Source organism: Flavobacterium sp. WC2430, assembly GCF_040822075.1.
Lineage (GTDB): Bacteria > Bacteroidota > Bacteroidia > Flavobacteriales > Flavobacteriaceae > Flavobacterium.
The window spans coordinates 323,617-344,199 of sequence record NZ_CP162007.1; the positions used below are offsets into that span (position 1 = coordinate 323,617).

22 protein-coding genes are annotated in these 20,583 nt (G+C 32.1%); 5 read left to right on the forward strand and 17 right to left on the reverse strand.

All coding sequences use genetic code 11. From position 1 onward, the window contains the following. Positions 1–50 precede the first annotated feature (50 nt). The 4 genes from AB3G36_RS01545 to AB3G36_RS01560 all read left to right on the forward strand — a co-directional run bounded on the left by AB3G36_RS01545 (position 51) and on the right by AB3G36_RS01560 (position 2,822). Complete coding sequence (locus AB3G36_RS01545; protein WP_367755324.1) at positions 51–950, forward strand: NifU family protein; 900 nt, start codon at positions 51–53, stop codon at positions 948–950. A 108-nt stretch (positions 951–1,058) separates the two neighbouring features. Continuing rightward, complete coding sequence (locus tag AB3G36_RS01550; RefSeq protein ID WP_367755326.1) at positions 1,059–1,259, forward strand: dodecin family protein; 201 nt, start codon at positions 1,059–1,061, stop codon at positions 1,257–1,259. Positions 1,260–1,440: 181 nt separating this feature from the next. Beyond that, entirely contained in the window at positions 1,441–1,911 is a 471-nt protein-coding gene (locus AB3G36_RS01555; protein WP_367755328.1) for a YtxH domain-containing protein, read from the forward strand. 86 nt (positions 1,912–1,997) lie between these two features. Next, the gene (locus AB3G36_RS01560; RefSeq protein WP_367755330.1) at positions 1,998–2,822 is read left to right on the forward strand and encodes a mechanosensitive ion channel family protein; all 825 of its coding nucleotides are present in this window, start codon (positions 1,998–2,000) and stop codon (positions 2,820–2,822) included. A gap of 3 nt (positions 2,823–2,825) precedes the next feature. Here AB3G36_RS01560 and tsaB read toward each other — a convergent pair whose 3' ends face one another. From tsaB to AB3G36_RS01595, 7 genes are all read right to left on the reverse strand, one after another. Then, the gene (gene tsaB / locus AB3G36_RS01565) at positions 2,826–3,494 is read right to left on the reverse strand and encodes a tRNA (adenosine(37)-N6)-threonylcarbamoyltransferase complex dimerization subunit type 1 TsaB (RefSeq protein WP_367755332.1); all 669 of its coding nucleotides are present in this window, start codon (positions 3,492–3,494) and stop codon (positions 2,826–2,828) included. A gap of 171 nt (positions 3,495–3,665) precedes the next feature. After that, a complete protein-coding gene (locus tag AB3G36_RS01570; protein WP_367755334.1) occupies positions 3,666–4,961 on the reverse strand; it encodes an efflux RND transporter periplasmic adaptor subunit in 1,296 nt (431 codons plus the stop codon). A 7-nt stretch (positions 4,962–4,968) separates the two neighbouring features. Further along, positions 4,969–6,339, reverse strand: a complete 1,371-nt coding sequence (locus AB3G36_RS01575) for a TolC family protein (protein WP_367755336.1) — start codon at positions 6,337–6,339, stop codon at positions 4,969–4,971. Between the two features lie 80 nt (positions 6,340–6,419). Continuing rightward, positions 6,420–7,535 (reverse strand): efflux RND transporter periplasmic adaptor subunit, encoded by a 1,116-nt coding sequence (locus AB3G36_RS01580; protein ID WP_367755338.1) that lies wholly within the window; start codon positions 7,533–7,535, stop codon positions 6,420–6,422. Positions 7,536–7,572: 37 nt separating this feature from the next. After that, positions 7,573–8,838, reverse strand: a complete 1,266-nt coding sequence (locus AB3G36_RS01585; RefSeq protein ID WP_367755340.1) for an ABC transporter permease — start codon at positions 8,836–8,838, stop codon at positions 7,573–7,575. 2 nt (positions 8,839–8,840) lie between these two features. After that, the gene (locus AB3G36_RS01590) at positions 8,841–10,085 is read right to left on the reverse strand and encodes an ABC transporter permease (RefSeq protein ID WP_367755341.1); all 1,245 of its coding nucleotides are present in this window, start codon (positions 10,083–10,085) and stop codon (positions 8,841–8,843) included. After that, positions 10,078–10,779, reverse strand: coding sequence for an ABC transporter ATP-binding protein (locus tag AB3G36_RS01595; protein WP_367755343.1), 702 nt, complete (start codon positions 10,777–10,779; stop codon positions 10,078–10,080). The genes AB3G36_RS01590 and AB3G36_RS01595 overlap by 8 nt, the downstream gene beginning before the upstream one ends. A 173-nt stretch (positions 10,780–10,952) precedes the next feature. Between AB3G36_RS01595 and AB3G36_RS01600 the strand changes: the two genes are divergently transcribed. Beyond that, positions 10,953–12,356 (forward strand): DUF4403 family protein, encoded by a 1,404-nt coding sequence (locus tag AB3G36_RS01600; RefSeq protein WP_367755345.1) that lies wholly within the window; start codon positions 10,953–10,955, stop codon positions 12,354–12,356. 9 nt (positions 12,357–12,365) lie between these two features. On the opposite strand, the gene AB3G36_RS01605 is transcribed toward AB3G36_RS01600, so the two are convergent. The 10 genes from AB3G36_RS01605 to deoC all read right to left on the reverse strand — a co-directional run bounded on the left by AB3G36_RS01605 (position 12,366) and on the right by deoC (position 20,561). Beyond that, a complete protein-coding gene (locus tag AB3G36_RS01605) occupies positions 12,366–12,599 on the reverse strand; it encodes a hypothetical protein (RefSeq protein ID WP_367755347.1) in 234 nt (77 codons plus the stop codon). Continuing rightward, positions 12,592–13,137, reverse strand: coding sequence for a DUF420 domain-containing protein (locus AB3G36_RS01610; RefSeq protein WP_367755349.1), 546 nt, complete (start codon positions 13,135–13,137; stop codon positions 12,592–12,594). Before AB3G36_RS01610 ends, AB3G36_RS01605 begins: the two co-directional genes overlap by 8 nt. 6 nt (positions 13,138–13,143) lie before the next feature. After that, positions 13,144–13,830, reverse strand: a complete 687-nt coding sequence (locus AB3G36_RS01615; RefSeq protein WP_367755351.1) for an SCO family protein — start codon at positions 13,828–13,830, stop codon at positions 13,144–13,146. Position 13,831: 1 nt separating this feature from the next. Further along, positions 13,832–14,482 carry a hypothetical protein gene (locus AB3G36_RS01620; RefSeq protein WP_367755353.1) on the reverse strand — a complete coding sequence of 217 codons (651 nt, stop codon included), beginning with the start codon at positions 14,480–14,482 and terminating at the stop codon, positions 13,832–13,834. Positions 14,483–14,556: 74 nt separating this feature from the next. Beyond that, on the reverse strand, positions 14,557–14,907 hold the full coding sequence (locus tag AB3G36_RS01625; protein WP_367755355.1) for a cytochrome C oxidase subunit IV family protein: 351 nt from the start codon (positions 14,905–14,907) through the stop codon (positions 14,557–14,559). A gap of 18 nt (positions 14,908–14,925) precedes the next feature. After that, positions 14,926–15,954, reverse strand: a complete 1,029-nt coding sequence (locus AB3G36_RS01630; protein WP_367755357.1) for a cytochrome c oxidase subunit 3 — start codon at positions 15,952–15,954, stop codon at positions 14,926–14,928. A gap of 42 nt (positions 15,955–15,996) precedes the next feature. Continuing rightward, a complete protein-coding gene (locus tag AB3G36_RS01635) occupies positions 15,997–16,584 on the reverse strand; it encodes a heme-copper oxidase subunit III (protein WP_367755359.1) in 588 nt (195 codons plus the stop codon). A gap of 2 nt (positions 16,585–16,586) precedes the next feature. Then, a complete protein-coding gene (cyoE, locus tag AB3G36_RS01640) occupies positions 16,587–17,489 on the reverse strand; it encodes a heme o synthase (RefSeq protein WP_367757983.1) in 903 nt (300 codons plus the stop codon). Positions 17,490–17,674: 185 nt separating this feature from the next. Continuing rightward, the gene (locus AB3G36_RS01645; RefSeq protein ID WP_367755360.1) at positions 17,675–19,798 is read right to left on the reverse strand and encodes a gliding motility protein RemB; all 2,124 of its coding nucleotides are present in this window, start codon (positions 19,796–19,798) and stop codon (positions 17,675–17,677) included. Positions 19,799–19,817: 19 nt separating this feature from the next. Then, positions 19,818–20,561, reverse strand: coding sequence for a deoxyribose-phosphate aldolase (gene deoC, locus AB3G36_RS01650; protein WP_367755361.1), 744 nt, complete (start codon positions 20,559–20,561; stop codon positions 19,818–19,820). Positions 20,562–20,583: the final 22 nt, after the last annotated feature.

Genomic DNA, 20,583 nt, shown 5'->3' on the forward strand with positions numbered 1-20,583 from the left:
GTTATTCGTAGAAAATAACTTTACTAAATTTGTAAAAATTTACAAAAGTTATGACAAAAGTTACCATAAAAGAAACGCAAAACCAAACTATACTAAAATTTGAATTTGAAGATTTCATTACTAAGAATGAAAGTTTTGAGTTTAAAAACATTGATGAAGCAAAAGCATCACCACTTGCACAACAATTATTCTATTTACCATTCGTAAAAACGATATACATTTCTGGAAAATTTATTGCTGTTGAAAAATATAGTATTGTAGAATGGGATGATGTAAAAGATGCCGTTGCTGAACAAATTGAAACATTTGTTACTAATGGAGGTACCATAATTACAATTGAGGAAAATAAAACAAAAAAACAGCCTATTACTGTTTATGGAGAAACAACACCAAATCCATCAGCTTTAAAATTCGTCGTTAGTAGAATGCTAACTAAGAATCCTATTGAGTTTAAAAACATTGACCAAACTGCTTCATCTCCCTTAGCAAAAGAATTATTTAAATTCCCATATGTAAAAGAAATTTTTATTGATGAAAATTACATTTCAGTAACCAAATATGAGGTCAATAACTGGGAGGAAATTACTTTGGAATTAAGAAGCTTCATCAAACAATATATTGAAAATGGAGGAACAGTTTTAGACGAAAGTCTAATTCAAACTATTGTAAAAGACGAAAAAACAAAAGATGCAAATTTTGATTCATTAGACGAAACTTCTCAAAAAATCATTAATATATTAGAAGAATATGTAAAACCTGCTGTTGCTGCTGACGGTGGTAACATTGCCTTTGAATCCTATGACGAAACTTCTAAAACCGTAAAAGTAACTCTCCAAGGAGCTTGTAGTGGCTGTCCATCATCAACATTTACTTTAAAAAGCGGAATAGAAAACATGCTAAAAAGCATGCTTAACGACGATAAAATAAATGTAGAAGCCGCTAACGCCTAATAATTACAAAACACTGATTTACTGATAATTATGATATATTTAACCTTTTTTATAGGGGGAAAATTAAAAAATTAGTTAAATTTAAGTTTAACTAAAAAAGTAGAAATTATGTCAGTATTAAAGGTAATTGAATTACTCTCAAGTTCAAAAACGAGTTGGGAAGAAGCAACACAAAAAGCCATAACGAAAGCATCAAAATCTGTAAAAAATATACGATCTGTATATGTTAAAGATCAAAGTGCATCAGTAGATGGAGGCAAAATATCAGAATACCGAGTAACACTTAAAGTAACATTCGAACTTGAGTAAACTTTTTATTCTAAAAAAAATTAAAGCGTTTCTTACGAAACGCTTTTTTTGTACAACTACATCATTGTTTCTACATTTTAATTTTGAAATGAAAATAAAATCACAAAATATTGATAACCAATAAATTAATTGCAATAAAATTGTTTAATATTGTATTAGAAATTTAAAACAATAAAACATTATGGGAGTATCATCATTTTTTAAAAATTTATTTGGCTCAGCCAAAGAATCTTCGAGTGAATTAGCTAATAAAGCAGAAATTAATTTGGAGCAAGCAAAAGAAGCGTCAACTCCTTATATTGAGAAAGCAGAAAGTTTTGCCGAAGAGACAATGGCTAAGGCCAAAGAAACCGCTAGTGAATTAGCCTCAAAAACAGAAAAAGCGATAGAAGATGCAAAAACAGCAGCAGCTCCAATGATAGAAAAAGTTGAAGATTATGCAGACCAAGCTAGAGAGACAATCAGCGAGTTCAGTCAAGAAGCTGGGGATGTATTAGGAAAAACTATCGCTTCTATTAAAGAAAATGCCGAAATTGCAAAAGACAAAATAGATCATTTAGCGGCCGAAGCCAAAGGAATAGCAAGTGATAAAATTAAATCTTTAACACCGCAAGACAATCAAGAAGACGCTCAAAATAAAATTGGAGAATAAGTCAATTAATTACTCTATTATTTTTTGTAATTTTACTTTATAAACACAAACCTTCTTTACAATAGAAGGTTTTTTATTACTTAAAAATGACCTTAACTCCCGATGTTGTCACCAATTATGCTAACCTATATTTTAAAGAATTTATTACTTATTCTCCTAAACTGATATCTGCTTTTGTTATTCTTTTCGTTGGGCTATATGCAATTCGAATTATCAATAGGCTTATTAGAAAAATAATGGTTAAAAGAGAGCTTGACCCTACACTAACCAAGTTTTTAGCTGATATTCTATTATGGGTTTTAAGAGTATTACTATTTGTAACATTCATTTCTAAACTAGGAATTGAGACTTCTTCATTTGTTGCTATTTTAGGTGCAATGGGACTTGCTGTAGGACTGTCTTTACAAGGTTCCTTATCTAATTTTGCTGGTGGAATGCTAATTATTCTATTTAAGCCATTCAAAGTGGGACATACAATAGAAGCGCAAGGTACACTTGCAACGGTAAGTGAAATTCAAATTTTTGTAACCAAATTGATCACGGCTAACAATCAAACCGTATTCATACCAAATGGGATTTTATCAAATGGTACAATCACCAATTACTCGTTACAAAAACACAGACGTGCTGATTTGACCTTCTCTATCTCTTATGATTCGGACATTAAAAAAGCAAAAGATTTAATTATTGAAATTTTAAACAATAACCCAAAAGTGCTTCAAACTCCAAAACCAGAGGTTTTTGTTAAAAACCTAACTGATAGCGCTATTCAATTAGCAGTAAGACCTTGGGCAACTAATGAAGATTTTGGAGCTGTTTTTACAGAAACTTTGGAAAACTGCAAAGCAGCATTTGACAATGCTGGAATCAATATACAACCGTATGTGAAAGAAATATCTCAAAGCAATTAACCATTACTTTTTTGGAGTAGTAATCATAAAATCCTTTAAATAATAAGGTTCGAAATAGGCTACATCGACAGTATCGTTTATTGCATATTTCGCAAAGCTAAGAGCGCACATTTCTCTAGCTGATGGGTATTTTATATCATCAAGAAATATAAAATTATCTTTTGTTAATACCGTTTTACATTTCTCAGCGCAGTCACCTACAAAATAAATGGGCTCTTTTATATTTTCAAAAGAATTTTCAGTAATAACTTCAGCTTGAGTTTCTCTTTTATTTTCTAATTCAGCAGAGAAAATAGCACTATATACTTCCATTCTTCGAGCATCAATCATAGGAATAATTAATCCATCTGAGACTTTCGTTTGTGCTGCCAACACTTTTAAAGTATCTACAGCTATCAAAGGGATTGACAAGGCAAAACAGAGTCCTTTGGCTGCTGAAACGCCAATGCGAAGTCCTGTGTACGATCCTGGGCCTTGACTTACAGCAACTGCGGCTAAATCTTTAAATGTAATTCCCGCTTCTGTCAAAACCGACTCCATAAAAACATGTAGTCGCTCTGCATGAGAATATCCTTCTTCAGCAATTTCATTACAAACAATCGTTTTACCCTCTTTTGCAATTGCAACAGAACAGTTTTTTGTAGCTGTTTCAATATTTAGAATATATGACACGTCATTATGAGATTTAAATTAGAAAAAAAGGAACCATAAAAGGCTCTGCAAAGGAATAAAAAAACGGCATAGAAAACAATTCAAAAATTGAAAGACTTCTTAATTGAAAACAAAAAACCCTTTGCTCTCACAAAGGGTTTTAAAAATATTCAATACTAGTTATTGAATAATCTATTTTTTATCTTCTTTCTTATCTGATTTCAACACTACTTTATCACCAGAGTTTAATTCTTTTGTAACAGTGGTGTAAGGTCCCGTGATTACAACGTCTCCTTTTTGCAAACCACTTAATATTTCAATATTTGTATCGTCTTGAATTCCCGTTTTAATAATTCGAATTTTAGCTTTATCTCCTACTTTTACAAAAACGCACTCGAACTTTTTATCACTTTTTGGGGCTGCCTTTTTTTCTTCCTCTGTCTCTACCATTTTAATTTCTTTTACAGCTGCTGTATCGGACTTGATAACGATAGAACTAATTGGAACATTCAGCACGTTTGCTTTTGTTTTAGTAATAATATCAACTGTAGCTGTCATTCCAGGTCTGAAAGGAGAATAAGTAGCTGGTTTCCCTACTAATAAATCTTGGTACGATTCTTTAACAATTCGTACTTTAACTTTAAAATTAGTTACTTGATCTGAAGTCAAAGTACTACTTGCAGAATTAGAAATACTTGTAACCACACCCTTAAATTTCTTTTTTAAATAAGCATCAACTTCAACGTTAGCTTCATCCCCTTCTTTAATTTTAACGATGTCATTTTCATTTACATCCACTTCAACTTCCATATTATTCAAGTTGGCTACTCTTAAAAGCTCAGTACCTGTCATTTGTTGTGTTCCTAAAACACGCTCTCCTAATTCAACATTAAGCATAGAAATTGTTCCATCTGCAGGAGAGTATATAATCGTACGCCCTAAATTGTCTTTGGCTTCATTTACAGATGCCGAAGCACTTTGTACATTAAAATATGCCGATTGTTTTGTCGCTTTCGCTACTTCATAAGAGGCGATTGCTTTATCCCAATCAGATTTAGAAATAATTCCTTTTTGAAATAAGGTTTTATTTCTTTCGTAACTTGATTTAGCCTCGTTAAACTGAGCATCTGCTTGCGTCAATCCAGCTTTAGAACCAGATAGACCAGCTATTGTTCTATTTAAACTAGACGTATATAAATCAGGATTAATTTTTACTAATAACTCTCCTTTTTTAACAACTTGCCCTTCTTTTACAGGTAATGAAATAATTTCTCCCGAAACCATTGATGAAATTTTTACTTCGATTTCAGGCTGAATTTTCCCTGTTGCCGAAACAGTTTCAACAATTGTTGAAGTATTTACCTGAGCAATTTCTACTTCGGTACCTTTATCCTTATTTCCTATTATTCCAGCTTTTGAAAGTGCTATTAAAGCAATTATAAGTAGAACAACTCCACCAACTATATAATAAATTGATTTTTTTGACATAATGTATTTAGTTTTTAATGATAGGAATTCCGAAATAGAATTCTAATATTTTAATTTTAAAAATATAATCGTATTTGCTTCTCAAAACTTCCGATTGCGCATTTGAAAGTAACGTTTGTGATTGATTTAAATCGAAAGAATTCATTAAACCAACATCAAATTTGTCTTTAGCATACGAATAAGATGCTTGTCTAGACTCCAAAGCGATAAGAGCTGACTCATGCGATTTTAATGCTCCTTTTGCATCTGCAAATGCAGTATAAACATTTCTTTGTAAATCTAAATTTTGTTGCTCTAATGCAATTCTTGATTTTTCTAAACTTACCTTAGAACGCTCTACATTATTTCTAGCAGAGAATCCATTAAAAATAGGAATACTTAATTGCACACCATAAGACTGTCCTTTATTATCACTGAATTGGTCAAAGAACGGCGGTGCAGATTGCACCCCAATAACAGCTCCATTGCTATCTCTTAAAGCAATATCAGCATAGGAAATTCTCGTATTAAAATTATAAAAACCTTGCAAAGTAGGTTGAAATTTGCCTTTTGCAATAGCTACATTTTTTTCGGCAATTTCTAAATTGGTTTGAGCAATTTTCAATTCTGTTCTTCCTTCTTTAGCTTTATCATAAATGGCAGTAGGTTCTTGAGCTAAAATATTATTTTCATCTTTTGCCATTGTATCGTCAACTACGTCAAAATTTTCAAAACTATCCAATTGAAGCAATTGGGCTAAACTTAATTTTGAAATCAACAAAGAGTTTTCGGCAGCAATAACTTTTTGATTATCGGATGCCAAAGTTGCTTTTACATCTAGTAAATCTCCTCTAGGAATTGTTCCAGCATTTACCAATTCTTGGGAACGGGTTAACTGCTTTTCATTAATACTCATTTGTTCGTTTTGCACCTTTAAGTTTTCTTTATTAAAGAGCACTTGTAAGAAAGCATTCGCAACATTAAGTGCGATATCTTCTTGCATTTTTGTTAATTGGTATTTTGCTACAATTATTGAAAGCCTAGCTTTTCTAAGTGTATTTTGGTTTTGTAAACCTTTGTAGATATCAACACCTACGCTTGCTCCAGCCGAGGTAAATTGAGTCGTTTTATTTTGCAAAAGCCCAGTGGTAATATCTTGATTCAAACCAATATTCCATGAATGAGAGGCTGAAGCATTAACTGAAGGTAAAAAACTACCAAGCGCCCCTTTTTTATCAATTAGAGCTGACTCACTATCTAATGCAGTTTGCTTTATTGAAATATTATGATCTAATGCATATTTCACACACTCTTCTAGAGTCCATTTTTTAGTTTGTGCACTTGATGACAAACTAAAGGCAAAGAGTAAAACTAAAGGTATCCAACTATTTTTTTTCATATATTTTGAATGGAAGTGTAACAAAGGTACTACACAAATTTAACATTTATCTATAAACTAAAAATCTTTTAATCTGTTTTTTATTCTTTAGAATCCGGGCCTTTTAAACCTTGATTCCAAATTTTTATCTTGTCAGAAGCCGTTATTCCTTTTTTTATTTCGACATAGATTCCATCACTTACACCTAAAACAAGATCTTTTCTAACAAATTTTCGGGAGCCTGTTTCAACTTCAACATAAGGCAATTGTGTTTTTTTATCAAATTGAATCAACGCTTCTTTTAATGCTAAAACTTTATCTGCTTTTTCTAAAATAATAGAAGCGTTCGCACTTAAACCTGCCCTAATAAAGGTATCGTCTCTGTTTTCTAATGAAGCTTTAATTTCAAATTGAATGGCACCATTTTCCGTCACTCCCTTCGGCGCTATGTATTGTAAAATGGCATCAAATTTTTTATTTTCAATCGCTCCTACAGTAATTTCGATAGGTAACTTTTCTTTTATTTTCCCTACTTCTGATTCATCAATTTTACCAACAAAAATCATTCTTCCTACATCAGCAACACTGGCAATTGTCGTCCCTTCATTAAAGTTATTACTCTCAATAACCTGATTCCCCACTTTTACAGGAACGTCAAGTACCATTCCGTTTACAGTAGATCGGATTAAAGTATTAGCATAACCCCCAAGTCCAGATGTAGTTCCTGTTTTAACAATATCTAAGCTTCTTCTAGCTGCGTTATAATTTTGCTTTGCACTATTATACGCTAATTGAGCCGCATCGTAATCATTTGCTGAAATAACCCCTTTATCAAACAATGTTTTTTGTCTTTGATGTAATTTTTCTTGATTATCTAATTCAATTTTAGACGACTGCAATTGATTTTGCGTATTACTTAAATTAGAAACATTAGCAACCACTTTAATTTTAGCAATTAAATCTCCTGCTTTAATGTTTTGCCCGGCTTTAATATAGACAGCTTCAATAATTCCCGAAATATTAGGTTTTATTAAGACCTCTTCATCTGGCACAATATTTCCTGTGGCAATAGTATTTTTAACAATTGTTTTAATTTCCGCTTTATCCGTTTTAAAAACCAAGGGAGCTTGTTGATTTTTTGCATATAAATAATATAACGCTCCAAAAAAGACTAAGGCGATAAAAATTAAAATAGTTATGGTTACTCCTTTTTTCATTTGTTTTGATTTATTCGTTTATTTTTTGATTGATAATTTATTCCGTTCGTAATGCATCTACTGGTTTGATATTTATTGCCGTTTGTGCAGGAATATATCCAGCTAACAAACCTGATCCTACTAATATAAATAAGGCAATAAAAACTACAGTCAGGTCAACACTGGGGTTAGCAAACATCATTCCCTCACTAGGCATACTATCTAATACCATATTAATAAGTGCAACAACTCCAGTCGCCATGGCAATACCAAACATCCCTGCAATGATTGTTAAAAAAATAGCTTCTAATAAGATTTGAGATCGAATTGCAGCTGGCGTAGCTCCTAAGGCTCTACGAATTCCTATTTCTTTAGTTCTCTCTTTTACTACGATTAACATGATATTTGAAATCCCTATCACTCCAGATAGCAGTACCAGAGTACCTACGAAATATGCTATAAATTTTAAAATTAAAAACAATCCTTGAATCTTACTAAACTCTTGGTATAAGTCAAAATTACCAATGGCCCGATCATCATCTGGATGTATCGAATGCCTGGATTTTATAAAGTCTAATATTTGAGGTTTTAAAGTTGTTATCGACGCATTATCATTGGCAGTTAATGCCATCCATCCTACAGTATCTCCATAATTGAAAGCTTGCTGAAAAGTAGAAAATGGTATAAATATATTTTTTTGAGCCGATTCAGCATCTCCATTATTTCTAGATTTTGAATTATAAACACCCACCACCATAAAATTTACGCCATTAACTTTAATATAAGAACCAATAATATCTTCAGTTCTATCATACAATTCACTAATTACACCACGGCCTATAATTGCTACTTTCCGTTTCAATAGAATATCTTGTTGATTGACAAAACGTCCATTAACAATTTCCATTTGCTCTTGTTTAACCAACTCCGGATAATCTCCAAAAATGGTATACGAACCCGTTTTTGTTCCTCGGATAACGTTACTGGCTTCATTGTGCCCGCCTAATTGATTTCTTGGAGAAACATATAGAAGATCTGGAAAATTTTCCTTTAAGGCTACAACATCATTGTTTATAAAATGATACTGTCTTGTTTTTGGAAGCCCTTTATACGGTTTTGAAGTAGTTTGACTCCACATAAACATGGTGTTTGTAGCAATTCCATCAAAACCCTTTTTAACACCATTTTCTAAACCTTTACCCGCAGCTAATAAAATTACTAAGATAAAAATTCCCCAAAAAACACCGAAAGCAGTTAAAACAGTTCGGAAGGTATTTGCCGTTAGCGCCTCTAAAATTTCAATCCATCTATCTCTATCAAACATAATTATTCGTCTCTAAGTGCTACAATCGGTTTAATACTTGCTGCTCTATAAGCCGGAAAAAAACCAGCTAAAGCTCCTGCAAAGACAAGTAAAATTAAAGTAGTTAAAGCCACTCCAAAATTCACTTCGGGATTCAAAAAATAATCACTTTTAACCAGCGGACCTACAAATTCTAGTAATAACAAACTTGATAAAAGCCCTACAAATCCAGAAATAGTAGTTATAAAAATAGATTCATGTAAAATCATTACAACAATAGAGAATGGAGAAGCTCCTAGCGCTTTTCTGATTCCAATTTCCTTTGTTCTTTCTTTTACTATAATCATCATAATATTACTCACCCCAACGACACCAGCAATGATGGTACAGATTCCGACCCACCAAAAAAACAATCTGATATATAAATTTAAATCATAAAATTGCTTAACGTTTTCAATTGTACTATTGATTCCAATACCACTCAAATCATCTGGCGAAACAGTATTTTTACCTTTAAGCATTTGACTTATTTCTGTAGTAAATTTAACCGACTCTGCTAAAGCCTCTTCGTAAGTATCTTTTTTATGAAGTGTAAAAGCCAAATTACTAATCTTATCACTACCCACAAAAACCTTTTGCACAGTAGTCAATGGCAAATAAGCTCTGGACTCTTCTCTTTCACCACCTGGATCCATAAATACACCAACGACTTTGAACTTTATATTACTTATAGCAATTTCTTCCCCTACCGCTTCTTTATCTTTAAATAAATCCAACCTTAGTTTTTCACCAATTACTGCAACTTTTGTACTATTTATTAAATCGTTAGCATTTATAAATCGCCCTTTTATAATTGTAAGTCTTTCAATTGCCTGATGCTCGGGAGTTACTCCTTGATTATCATAGTTCCCGGTTTCTTTACCATAAACGATATTCGCATTCCAAAGTGCATAATTTGAACTCTCTTTGTCTATTTGTTTATCAAATTTTTGAGTCGATAACTCATAATCACTATTATGCAGCTGAATCTGCCTTCCTGGATTTAATCCTTTATACTCTTTTGTAGTGGTTCCGGCCCAAATCCAAATAACCCCATCCGCATCATTTTCAAACTGTTTAGATATCCCGTTTTCAAGACCTTTACCCACGCCCAGAAGTATCACTAAAATAAAAATACCAGAGGCCACAGAAATTCCTGTGAGGAACGTTCTCAGTTTATTCTTGGCTATAGCCTCAAATATTTCCTGCCAGCGTTCGATATTAAACATAGGCAGAAGCTCTAACTTGTTCTACCATTTTATCATCAATGATTAATCCGTCTTTTAAAACCACATTCCTTTTACACATCGCAGCGATATCAGGCTCATGCGTTACAATTAATATCGTTTTCCCTTCATCATTTATACCTTGAATTAATTCCATTACCTCATATGAAGTTTTAGTATCTAAAGCCCCCGTAGGCTCATCTGCCAATAATACTTTTGGGTTTGATGCCAATGCTCTAGCGATAGCCACACGTTGTTTTTGTCCTCCAGAAAGTTCCGAAGGCAAATGATGTGAATGCGTACCTAATCCAACTTTTTCAAGGTATCTCATTGCAATTTCATATCTTTCTTTTCTCTTTACACCTTGATAATACAAAGGCATAGCTACATTATCTAATGCACTTTTATAATTAATCAGATTAAAAGATTGAAAAACAAAACCTAAAAATTGATTGCGGTATCTTGAGGCGATAGTCTCATTTAATTTTTTGATTGGAACTTTATCTAATATATAATTTCCCGAATCCGCTTCATCTAAAATCCCTAGAATATTTAGTAAAGTTGATTTCCCAGAACCAGAAGAACCCATTATAGCAACTAGTTCCCCTTCTTTAATATTAAAATTAATGCCTTTTAAGACATGTAATTCGGAGCTTCCCATTTTGTAGGATTTATGTAAGTCTTTAATTTCTATCATAATATTTATATTTTATAATAATAGTTTATTCGAATAATAAAACCATTATCAACCCTAAAGCTGAATCAACACCTAACATCTTAATGCATAAGACTTAATTATAATATAATTGTTACAGTTTCTTTAGAAAATATATTTCTTTTATTAATTTTACAGCTTCAAAACATAACAAAATGCTGAAATACATTGCGAGTCTTGCCCTATTTTGCTCTTTTCTATTGAGCTGCTCCACTTCACAAAAAATTGACACATTAAGACCCGCCCCTGATGATGCAAGTCCGATAGTCTATGAAAATGTTCCTTCCTTTATCAACTTACCCATCAGCGTTAAACTGAAAGATATCGAGAACAAAACCAACTCACTGTTGAATGGATTAATCTATGAAGACACAAACATAGAAGATGATGATATTGAGATAAAAATTTGGAAATTGGCTCCTATTACTATCCAAAATGAGAATGCAGTTTCTGGTGAACAAATAAAAACCATTTTACCTCTAAAAGCTATAATTAAATATAGAATAGGAACAAAAACAATGGGGGTTGAACTGTATAATACACGAGAATTTAATTTAAATGGCGTACTTACTTTGAACAGTGATGTGGCATTAAATAATTGGAAATTAAAAACAAAGACTCAATTAAAATCACTCGATTGGAATGAAAGTCCTACAATGACCGTTTTCGGGAAAAATGTTCCAGTCACGTATCTAATCAACCCTGCAATCCAAATTTTTAAATCGAAAATTGAAAGAAAAATCGACGAAGCAATTGAAAAATCAATGGACTTTAAACCTAATGTGTTGACTGCATTAGAGAAAATTTGCACCCCTTTTCAGATAAATGAAGCATACGAAAGTTGGCTTAGGATTGTCCCACTTGAAATATACACTACCGCAGCTAAATTAAAAGATGATACTTTTTTATTGCAAATGGGTATGAAATGCAATATGGAGACATTAATCGGACTAGAACCCGAATCAAAATTTGATGCCAATAAAATCACATTAAAAGCTGTTGTGAAAATTCCCAATCAAATTACAGCAAATATTGTAGCGGTATCCACCTATCAAGATGCATCAAAGATAATACGTAAAAATTTTATAGGCCAAGATTTTGGATCTGGATCTAAGAAAGTCAAAATTCAAGACGTATCTATTTGGCATAAAAATGGAAAAATGGTTATAGCACTGGAATTAATTGGTTCTGTAAATGGAACAATTTATTTAGCTGGATTTCCACAGTATGATGATAAAACAAAAGAAATCTATTTTGACAAATTAGACTATGTTTTAGACACTAAAAACAAATTAATGAGAACTGCTAATTGGCTAGCACAAGGAATAGTTTTAAGAAAAATTCAAGAAAACTGTCGTTATTCCATTCAACCTAATTTAGAAGAAGGAAAGAGAACCATGACAACTTACCTTAAAAATTATTCTCCAATGTCAGGTGTATTTGTAAACGGTAAAATGGATGACATTCAATTTCAAAAAATCGAATTAACAAAAAATGCCATTATTGCTTTCATTAAAGTAAATGGTGAAATAAATATTTCAGTAGATGGTTTAAAATAACTAGTTGAATTAATCCAATTTTTTCTTTTTTCTCATTCTATAAATAGCATACCCTAGAAGAGCCACTAATAAATAGGGTATAACCATTAAATATACAATTCCATCATTTACAGCTTGAGCTTGTGCCTTATTTCCTTCACCTCCTAATGCTGCTCTACACATGGCACATTGTGCACTTGACGATACAGAATAGATAAAAAAGAAAACAAGAAATAAATATTGATTTTTTTTACTTTTAAACATAATACGGAGAGATCATTAAATAAACTATAACACCAGTAACGGCTACATACAACCAAATAGGAAAAGTGATTTTAGCAATTTTTTTATGTTTATCAAAAATTTGAGCTAAAGCACGAACATAAGTAACTAATACTAACGGAATAATAATTACTGAAAGAATGATATGAGAGGTTAGAATAAAATAATAAATATACTTAATCACCCCTTCACCTCCAAATTTTGTAGAATCAGAAGTCATGTGATAGGCAACGTACATTGCTAGAAAAGCAATAGAACAGCCTACTGCTCCTTTCATTAAGTTCTCATGCAATTTCCTGTTTCCGTTTTTTATAGCTAAAACAGCCGAAACAAGCAAGACAGCAGTAATACCATTAATTGTTGCGTAAATAGGTGGCAAAAAAGTAAGAGGCTCAACATCAAAACCCATCTTACGCAAATTAACACTAAAAAGCAAAACGACCACTAAAGGAATTGCAACTGATAACAGCACAATCCATTTATTATATTTATTTTCTAAATTTTGTTCACTCTCCTTCATATTCCTTTATTCTTCTAATAAAACATTAATATCTTGTTGAATATCTTTAACTCCTTTTTTGTCTAGACCATCATAATATAAGATTGGATTTCCAAAATCATCTCTTCTGCAACGTATATTACCGTCTTTATCTATTAAAGCAAATAATCCTGAATGTTCAAATCCTCCAGCAACATTACTATTGGCTGCAGCATAAAGGTTAAATCCTTTATTAGCCAAACTATATATGTATTCACGATCACCAGTTAAAAAATTCCAATTAGAGGATTTCACACCTAATAACTCCGCATGATCCTTTAAAACTTTTGCAGTATCGTGATTTGGATCAATTGTAATTGAAGCTATACCAAAATTAGGGTTTCCAAAAAATTTCTTTTCAATAAGCAACATGCTTTGATTCATTTTCGGGCAAATTGAAGGACATGTAGTAAAGAAAAACTCTAAAACGTATACTTTCCCTTTATAGCTATCATTAGTAATCTTTTCATTATTTTGATTAACCAATTCAAACTTAGGAGCAGGACCAATTTTCACTAATTTACCCTCTTTATTAGATACGGTTTTAACCAGATCTAAACGATCTGCTTTTACAACTTCCCCATTTTGTATTCTATCAATAATTTTAGGAACAGCATAAATCCCAAAGATTAAAATAACAAATGAAATACCGATATATGATTTATTTTTAAACATATTACTCTTTTAATAGTTGTTTAGTAGCATTATGATTTTTTTTAAGAGCAGCACGATACTCATATAAAATTACTTTAAAATCATCTAACATTTCATTACTCAAGTCTGCAGGGTGAAAAGTATTATACCCTTCTTTATATTCTTTCTTCTTCTTTCTTCCTCTAAGATTTCTTTCTTTATCAATAATATAAACAAGTGGAGTTCCTGAATTTTTATCAAGGGTTCCCACTAAATTAAGTTGTTTATAATATCCATTAATTTCTTGGGGAGTAGTAAAAACAAAATGCCATTGTGAAACATCTGTAAATTCATCAAGTGCATCTAAAATACTTTTGATATCGTTTTCAGTACCAAGTGGACAAATCATTACAAATTGCAAATCTTTGAATGTATGATAACGCTGGTAAATTTTTTCATTTAGATTAAATAGATTACCTCTGTTTTTTAAAACATCACTTCCAGAAAAACCCAAAATAGTTATTTTATTATCTAAAGTAACTTTTTCATTATTTAAAGACTCCCAATTTCTAAGGTCAGCAACTTTTGGTGTAATAACAGGTAATTTTGTAAAACTATTTATACCTGATGCAAAAAACAGATAAGCAACGATAGGTAAAATAAAAAGAATAAAAAGAACAATATTTTTTTTCATTACTGGATAAAAATTAAAGTACAAAAATAAAAAAAGGCACGCAATGCGTACCCTTTTTTTGAATTAATATAGTGTTAAAAATTCCATTTAATGGTCGAATCTTTAAAAACCCCATAAATATAATGCCCTTCAGTCAAAAGAATGAAAAGTAAATATAAAATTAAGAAAATAACAGGCAAAACAACCGCCCATCTTAGACTACTTTTTTCACCTTCCATGTGCATAAATGCCCATACAATATAATAAGCTTTAAAAACAGTCAAAATATAAAATATCCAATTCAGCAAATTCATGCCAAGAAAATGGTTAAGGTGTAAAAATTCTGGTTTTATAATCCCAAGAAAAACCTCAACAGTTGTTACAAGAGATAATAATCCGAAAACAAACCAAATTCTCTTTGTATTAGAAACGTGTTCGTGTGACATAATAATAATCTTTAAAAATTAAACTAGATAGAATACTGTAAATACAAATACCCAAACTAAATCGACAAAGTGCCAGTATAAACCAACTTTCTCAACCATTTCGTAACTCTTTCTTTTCTCGTATGTTCCAAGAAGTACATTAAAAAATATAATGATATTTATAATTATACCTGAGAATACGTGAAAACCGTGAAATCCTGTTATAAAGAAAAAGAAATCAGCAAACAGCTTACTACCGTATTCGTTTCTTGTCAAGTTTGCACCTTCAACAACATACGTTGCTTGAGCCAACCTCAACTCAGACTCTTGTCTAGTAAGAATCGTTTTGTGCTTAATCTTTGTTAATTCATGATTAATTTTAGGATCTTTAGCAATTGCCTCGTCCCCTTCATAAATAACTTCTGTTCTGATTAATAAATCTGGATGTGCCTTAAAACCTGCCTGAACTTCAGCAACAGAATAAGACGGCAAAGCTGGCTCACTAATAAACCAATCTCCTTTATTACCAGTTAATCGTTCTCTACCTTCATTCAAAGTGGCAGCGAAATCAGCTAAAGCAACACGACGCCCTTCTTTATCGACAAACTGAAGTAAACTACCTCCTTTTGTTTCAATTGCACCATACTCCCCTTTTATGAAATTTTTCCATTCCCAAGCTTGTGACCCTACGAAGATCATACCACCGATAATGGTTAAAAACATATAAACAACAACTTTGTTTTTTTTCATTTGATGACCTGCATCAACGGCTAATACCATTGTCACAGATGAGAAAATTAAAATAAAAGTCATTAATGCCACATAATACATCGGTGCAGATACACCATGCATAAATGGGAAGTGAGTAAACACTTCATCGGCCAATGGCCATGTCTCAATAAATTTAAATCGAGAAAAACCGTAAGCTGCTAAAAATCCAGAGAACGTTAAGGCATCTGACACGATAAAAAACCACATCATTAATTTACCATAACTTGCTCCCATTGGCTCATTGCCGCCTCCCCAAGTTTTTTCTTCACTATTTGCAGTAGTAACTGTCGCTTCCATAAAAGTTATTCGTTAAAAAGTTCCCAAATTTACGTTTTTTTCTTATTTAAAGAAATATAAAAATACAAATAAATAAAGCCATAGGAAATCAAGAAAGTGCCAGTACATTGCACCTAGTTCTATTCCAAGAGTTTGAGTCGAATTGTATTTTTGTTTAAAATGATTATAAATTATAATAAGGAGAGAAATTAGCCCTCCAGCAAGATGAATTAAGTGCACAACGGTAACAATATATAAAAATGTTGTTGTTATTGAACTCTCACTTCCTGTAAAATAATACCCGTTTTCTACTATTTGTCCAAAGCCGACAAATTGTAAAACAACAAATAAAATCCCCAGCGCTAAAGTAGCTAAAAGAAATGTAGTAGTCGCACTTTTATTGTCTTTTTGAATCGCTTTTTTTGCTAAATGGAATGTAACACTACAACCAATAATAACAATCGTACTATAATAAAATGCTGTAGGCAATTGAAAATCCTTCAACCAGTCCACTCTCGATTTACTTACCACAAAAGCACTTGTAAGCCCTGCAAACATCATAGTCATACTAACCATCGCAAACAACAAGATCAGCTTATAGGATCTTGCGGTTCTTAATCTATGTTCATTCGTTGTCATTGTAACTTCCATAACTATCTTAAAAATTTATCAAATATATAAACTAACTGCAACAACGTAATATACGAAACACTTACTAACATAAGAGTTCTTGCTGCTTTTGCACTTCTTAACTTGTACAATTGGACTGAATAATACAACATCCATATTCCCAATAAAAAAACCAAAATTGCAGCAACTGGTGTTAAAAATAATTTTCCCGTATAGCCTAATGCTGGCAATAACGAAGCTATAATCAACCAGATGGTATATAAAATAACCTGTAAAGCCGTACCCTTATCTTTTTTTCCAGTAGGAAGCATAAAAAAACCTGCCTTCTCATAATCTTCATACAAAAACCAACCTATTGCCCAAAAATGAGGAAACTGCCAAAAAAACTGTATTAAAAACAAAGTTCCCGCTTCAATTCCAAAATTTCCAGTTGCCGCAACCCAACCCAACATAAATGGGATAGCTCCGGGAAACGCCCCTACAAAAACTGACAACGATGTCATCGTCTTCAAAGGAGTATACACACTCGTATATAAAAATATTGAAATCGCCCCAAACATGGCCGACTTCGGATTAATAGCGTAAAGCAATGAAATTCCAACGATTGTTAGCAAACTAGCTACAATCAAAGCAGTATTTGGGGACATTCTACCTGCTGGGACAGGACGATTTTTAGTTCGATCCATCAATACATCCAAATCTTTTTCAATAACTTGATTAAAAGCATTTGAAGCACCTACCATACAATACCCACCAATGATAAGCATTATTAACACAGACCACTGAAAAGGATTTGCATCATCTATCCCTAAAAAATATCCAGCAATAGAAGAAAACAATACACTAATAGCAAGTCCAGCTTTAGTAATTTCTTTAAAATCTAAAAAAATCCTCTTTAGAGAAAATGTATTTGTTGTAGTATTCAATCCGGTATCCATTAGGTTTTTATAAAACTGGTGCAAAGGTACAAATTAGATGTAGAAATAAGAATGAAGAATTTAGATTTTTTAAAACTAATATTCATAACGTAATTATTACCTGTTTTTTTTACAATCAAAAAACAACTATTAATTCACTTTTAATTAAACACGTTGCGAATCTCGATTAAATACTAATAATCAAAATACCAATTAAAGACATCAGCTCTTAAACCTATCGTAAACCAATTAGTACTTTGGGTAAACGTAGTTTTTGTATTTTGCGCAGGATCAAAACTTCTATAAATATAACTTCCAAAAAGTTTTAAATTGGTAGTCGGATTGATCAAATACCCTCCTTGAATATCTGCAATAAGAACTGCCGTTTTGTTTCCTTGACCTACTTTTACTCCGCTATCAAATGGACGATTCTCATCATAATCCTTATAAATATTTCCGCCATAATTAAAACCATCAGTACTTGTATCAAAATCCAAACCTCGAGTACCCGCAGTAATTTTTGCATCAGCAAAATACCTTCCTTTATGATAACGAGCAATTGCTATAAACTCTTTAAAATTACCTCCCCATTGATGCCCAATACTTTGATTGTTATGACCATAATTAGTTATCGGCTCACTATGAGAATACACATAAGGGCGAACATGATTGTACTCTAATTGTAACAATAAATTATCAACCTTAAATGCATTGTAATATTTAACCCCTAGCTGGTAACCATATTTGTTTTTCCAACTATTATCCCCTCTTTTAATATCACCAAGTGAAAATTCATCTAAAAGAAACTGACCATAAAAATTGATTTGATTACTCCATTTGTATTTATAACTAAAACCCAAAAGTGCATTTCCAGTTCTTGCTGAAGAAGCAAACTCAACAGATCTATAAAAAATAATTGGGTTTACAAAACTAACATCAAAACCTCTATTGTTTGTATTGGTCCAAATTACCGATTCAAAGAGTCCTATATTTAATCTATTAGAAACATTCCAACTTAAATAATGATTGGCCATAAACTTGGTAGCATACGTTCTTTCTAGAGTAACTTCGGGACGAACGTCTTTTAACCACATATAGGTATTCGTGTACTTAATTTTCCAAAACTTAGTGTTTATTTTAAAATAAGGATAAGGACTGGCACCATCACTTTCCAAAAGTGAACGATACCCATCACCAATAAAATTTCTGCCATAGCCCAATTGCAAGTCAATATTTTTATTTGGAGCAAATGTAATATTGGCTTCAGCCAAAGGGAAATCATATGAATTTGTTTTGAAGTCTTTAGCTATTCCTATTCCAGGTATAATAGCAGGATTCCCTCCTGCAGGCGCAATAGATTCAGCATATTGATTAAAATAATCAGCAAATCGTCCTTGACTTTCAAAAACTGTTGTAGTAAAATTAAGTTGCTTCCCTATTCCTCCTCTGAAATTAAGCGCCCTTGTATTAACATAGGTATAAGAAACATCACTATGTGTTGCTTTTCCTACTTGTAAATCTAATATTGGATTTAAAGTAAACCAATACCCATCACCTTGAATTTCGACAGCATTTTCATTCCATAATTTTTTAGCCCACCAATTTGAAGCTTTTATTTTAAGTTTATCATTCGCCTCTTTAAGATTGTAATACTTAGAAACTTCTTGATAAGTATAGGGCTTAGATGCTGTATGATTATTACTCCCTACTTGATTCATTGCACCATCAAACTGAGCATAATAACTATGCGAAAAAGGGATATTTAGATTGCTTTCAAACTCAGGATTGTTGTATTTCTTATAAACGATACTATCCAACTCTGTAAGTTGTTTTGCATTATTTTGAATAATTTCTGCTTTAGCCAGTGCTTCTGATGCGATTGTCTCCGAACTTTTTAAAGGAATCGAAATCGTACTATTATATCTAGAATAGACCGCCTTACCATTGTAAGTAGACGGACTAATTTTCGGGAACTTTGCAAAGACTCTTTTAGTCTCTTGAATTAACTCATCATCAACTGCATTTACATAAATTACTTTAAAAACACCATTACTGTCTACTTCAAAAAGCACTTTTATATTCCCTCGGAAATTATTTTTCATTAAAGTTTCTGGCACAACAAAATTTTGAAAAACAAAATCTTGCACTTCATTATAAAAACAATTTTCTAAAGCTACTGATTCTAAATTTTGACATTTAGGAAAAACGGGGAACCGTTCTGTAGACAATTTGGCTTGCAAATTATTAGTATCTTCAACTTGAGAATACGTAAAAAAAGATATAAATGATATAAATAAAGTTAAGAAACTTTTTCTCATATTAATTTTGATTGTGAATTTAGTATTCTAGTTGTGTTCCTGCACCATTTGCAATTATTTTCGCTCCAGAGGTACCTATTCGCTTTACACCTAATTGAATCATTGCAACAGCCTCCTCATACGTTCGGACTCCTCCAGCCGCTTTAACTGGAAGCGGAAACGCATTTTCAAGCATCATGGTAATTGTTGAAATTGTAGCCCCGTTCGGAAGATTACCTTGGGTTATAAAAAAACCAGTTGAAGATTTAACAAAAACCGAATTATAAAAAATTTCTTTGAAATTTGAAACTACTACATTTTTTATTAAAGCTGTTAATTGAACGACCTGCTTATCATCAAGGGCAGCCACTTCAATTATCCACTTTACTACTTTTCCCTTTTCCAGACCAAGTTTTGTACACTCTAAAACTTCCTGTTTAACTAAGTCGCTATCGCCCGCAATAAATGCGTTATAATTACAAACAAAGTCTAAATCATCCGCACCATCTTGTATTGCCAGATTAGCTTCAACAAGCTTGTCCTCCACATTTGAATCCCCATCTGGAAAATCGATTACTGTCCCTACTCCTACTTTAGAATTGGCTGTAGTTATCATTTCTTTTGCAATAGCAACCATATTAGGCCGAATCATAATGAGTTTAAAATTCTCATCAATAGCTTCCTGAATAAACTTCTTAACTACAACACTATTCTGGTCTTCATCAAGTCCCGCTTGAATAGCCGTTTTTAAATAGGTAGAATCTAAATATTGTCTAATGTTCATGTTATATCTATTCCATTATAAA

Bases quoted from the DNA above. Each gene is read 5' to 3' on its own strand.
- AB3G36_RS01545 (WP_367755324.1), top strand. From the start codon at position 51: ATGACAAAAGTTACCATAAAAGAAACGCAAAACCAAACTATACTAAAA.
- AB3G36_RS01550 (WP_367755326.1), top strand. From the start codon at position 1,059: ATGTCAGTATTAAAGGTAATTGAATTACTCTCAAGTTCAAAAACGAGT.
- AB3G36_RS01555 (WP_367755328.1), top strand. From the start codon at position 1,441: ATGGGAGTATCATCATTTTTTAAAAATTTATTTGGCTCAGCCAAAGAA.
- AB3G36_RS01560 (WP_367755330.1), top strand. From the start codon at position 1,998: ATGACCTTAACTCCCGATGTTGTCACCAATTATGCTAACCTATATTTT.
- AB3G36_RS01570 (WP_367755334.1), bottom strand. From the start codon at position 4,961: ATGTCAAAAAAATCAATTTATTATATAGTTGGTGGAGTTGTTCTACTT.
- AB3G36_RS01575 (WP_367755336.1), bottom strand. From the start codon at position 6,339: ATGAAAAAAAATAGTTGGATACCTTTAGTTTTACTCTTTGCCTTTAGT.
- AB3G36_RS01580 (WP_367755338.1), bottom strand. From the start codon at position 7,535: ATGAAAAAAGGAGTAACCATAACTATTTTAATTTTTATCGCCTTAGTC.
- AB3G36_RS01585 (WP_367755340.1), bottom strand. From the start codon at position 8,838: ATGTTTGATAGAGATAGATGGATTGAAATTTTAGAGGCGCTAACGGCA.
- AB3G36_RS01590 (WP_367755341.1), bottom strand. From the start codon at position 10,085: ATGTTTAATATCGAACGCTGGCAGGAAATATTTGAGGCTATAGCCAAG.
- AB3G36_RS01595 (WP_367755343.1), bottom strand. From the start codon at position 10,779: ATGATAGAAATTAAAGACTTACATAAATCCTACAAAATGGGAAGCTCC.
- AB3G36_RS01600 (WP_367755345.1), top strand. From the start codon at position 10,953: ATGCTGAAATACATTGCGAGTCTTGCCCTATTTTGCTCTTTTCTATTG.
- AB3G36_RS01605 (WP_367755347.1), bottom strand. From the start codon at position 12,599: ATGTTTAAAAGTAAAAAAAATCAATATTTATTTCTTGTTTTCTTTTTT.
- AB3G36_RS01610 (WP_367755349.1), bottom strand. From the start codon at position 13,137: ATGAAGGAGAGTGAACAAAATTTAGAAAATAAATATAATAAATGGATT.
- AB3G36_RS01615 (WP_367755351.1), bottom strand. From the start codon at position 13,830: ATGTTTAAAAATAAATCATATATCGGTATTTCATTTGTTATTTTAATC.
- AB3G36_RS01620 (WP_367755353.1), bottom strand. From the start codon at position 14,482: ATGAAAAAAAATATTGTTCTTTTTATTCTTTTTATTTTACCTATCGTT.
- AB3G36_RS01625 (WP_367755355.1), bottom strand. From the start codon at position 14,907: ATGTCACACGAACACGTTTCTAATACAAAGAGAATTTGGTTTGTTTTC.
- AB3G36_RS01630 (WP_367755357.1), bottom strand. From the start codon at position 15,954: ATGGAAGCGACAGTTACTACTGCAAATAGTGAAGAAAAAACTTGGGGA.
- AB3G36_RS01635 (WP_367755359.1), bottom strand. From the start codon at position 16,584: ATGGAAGTTACAATGACAACGAATGAACATAGATTAAGAACCGCAAGA.
- AB3G36_RS01645 (WP_367755360.1), bottom strand. From the start codon at position 19,798: ATGAGAAAAAGTTTCTTAACTTTATTTATATCATTTATATCTTTTTTT.
- deoC (WP_367755361.1), bottom strand. From the start codon at position 20,561: ATGAACATTAGACAATATTTAGATTCTACCTATTTAAAAACGGCTATT.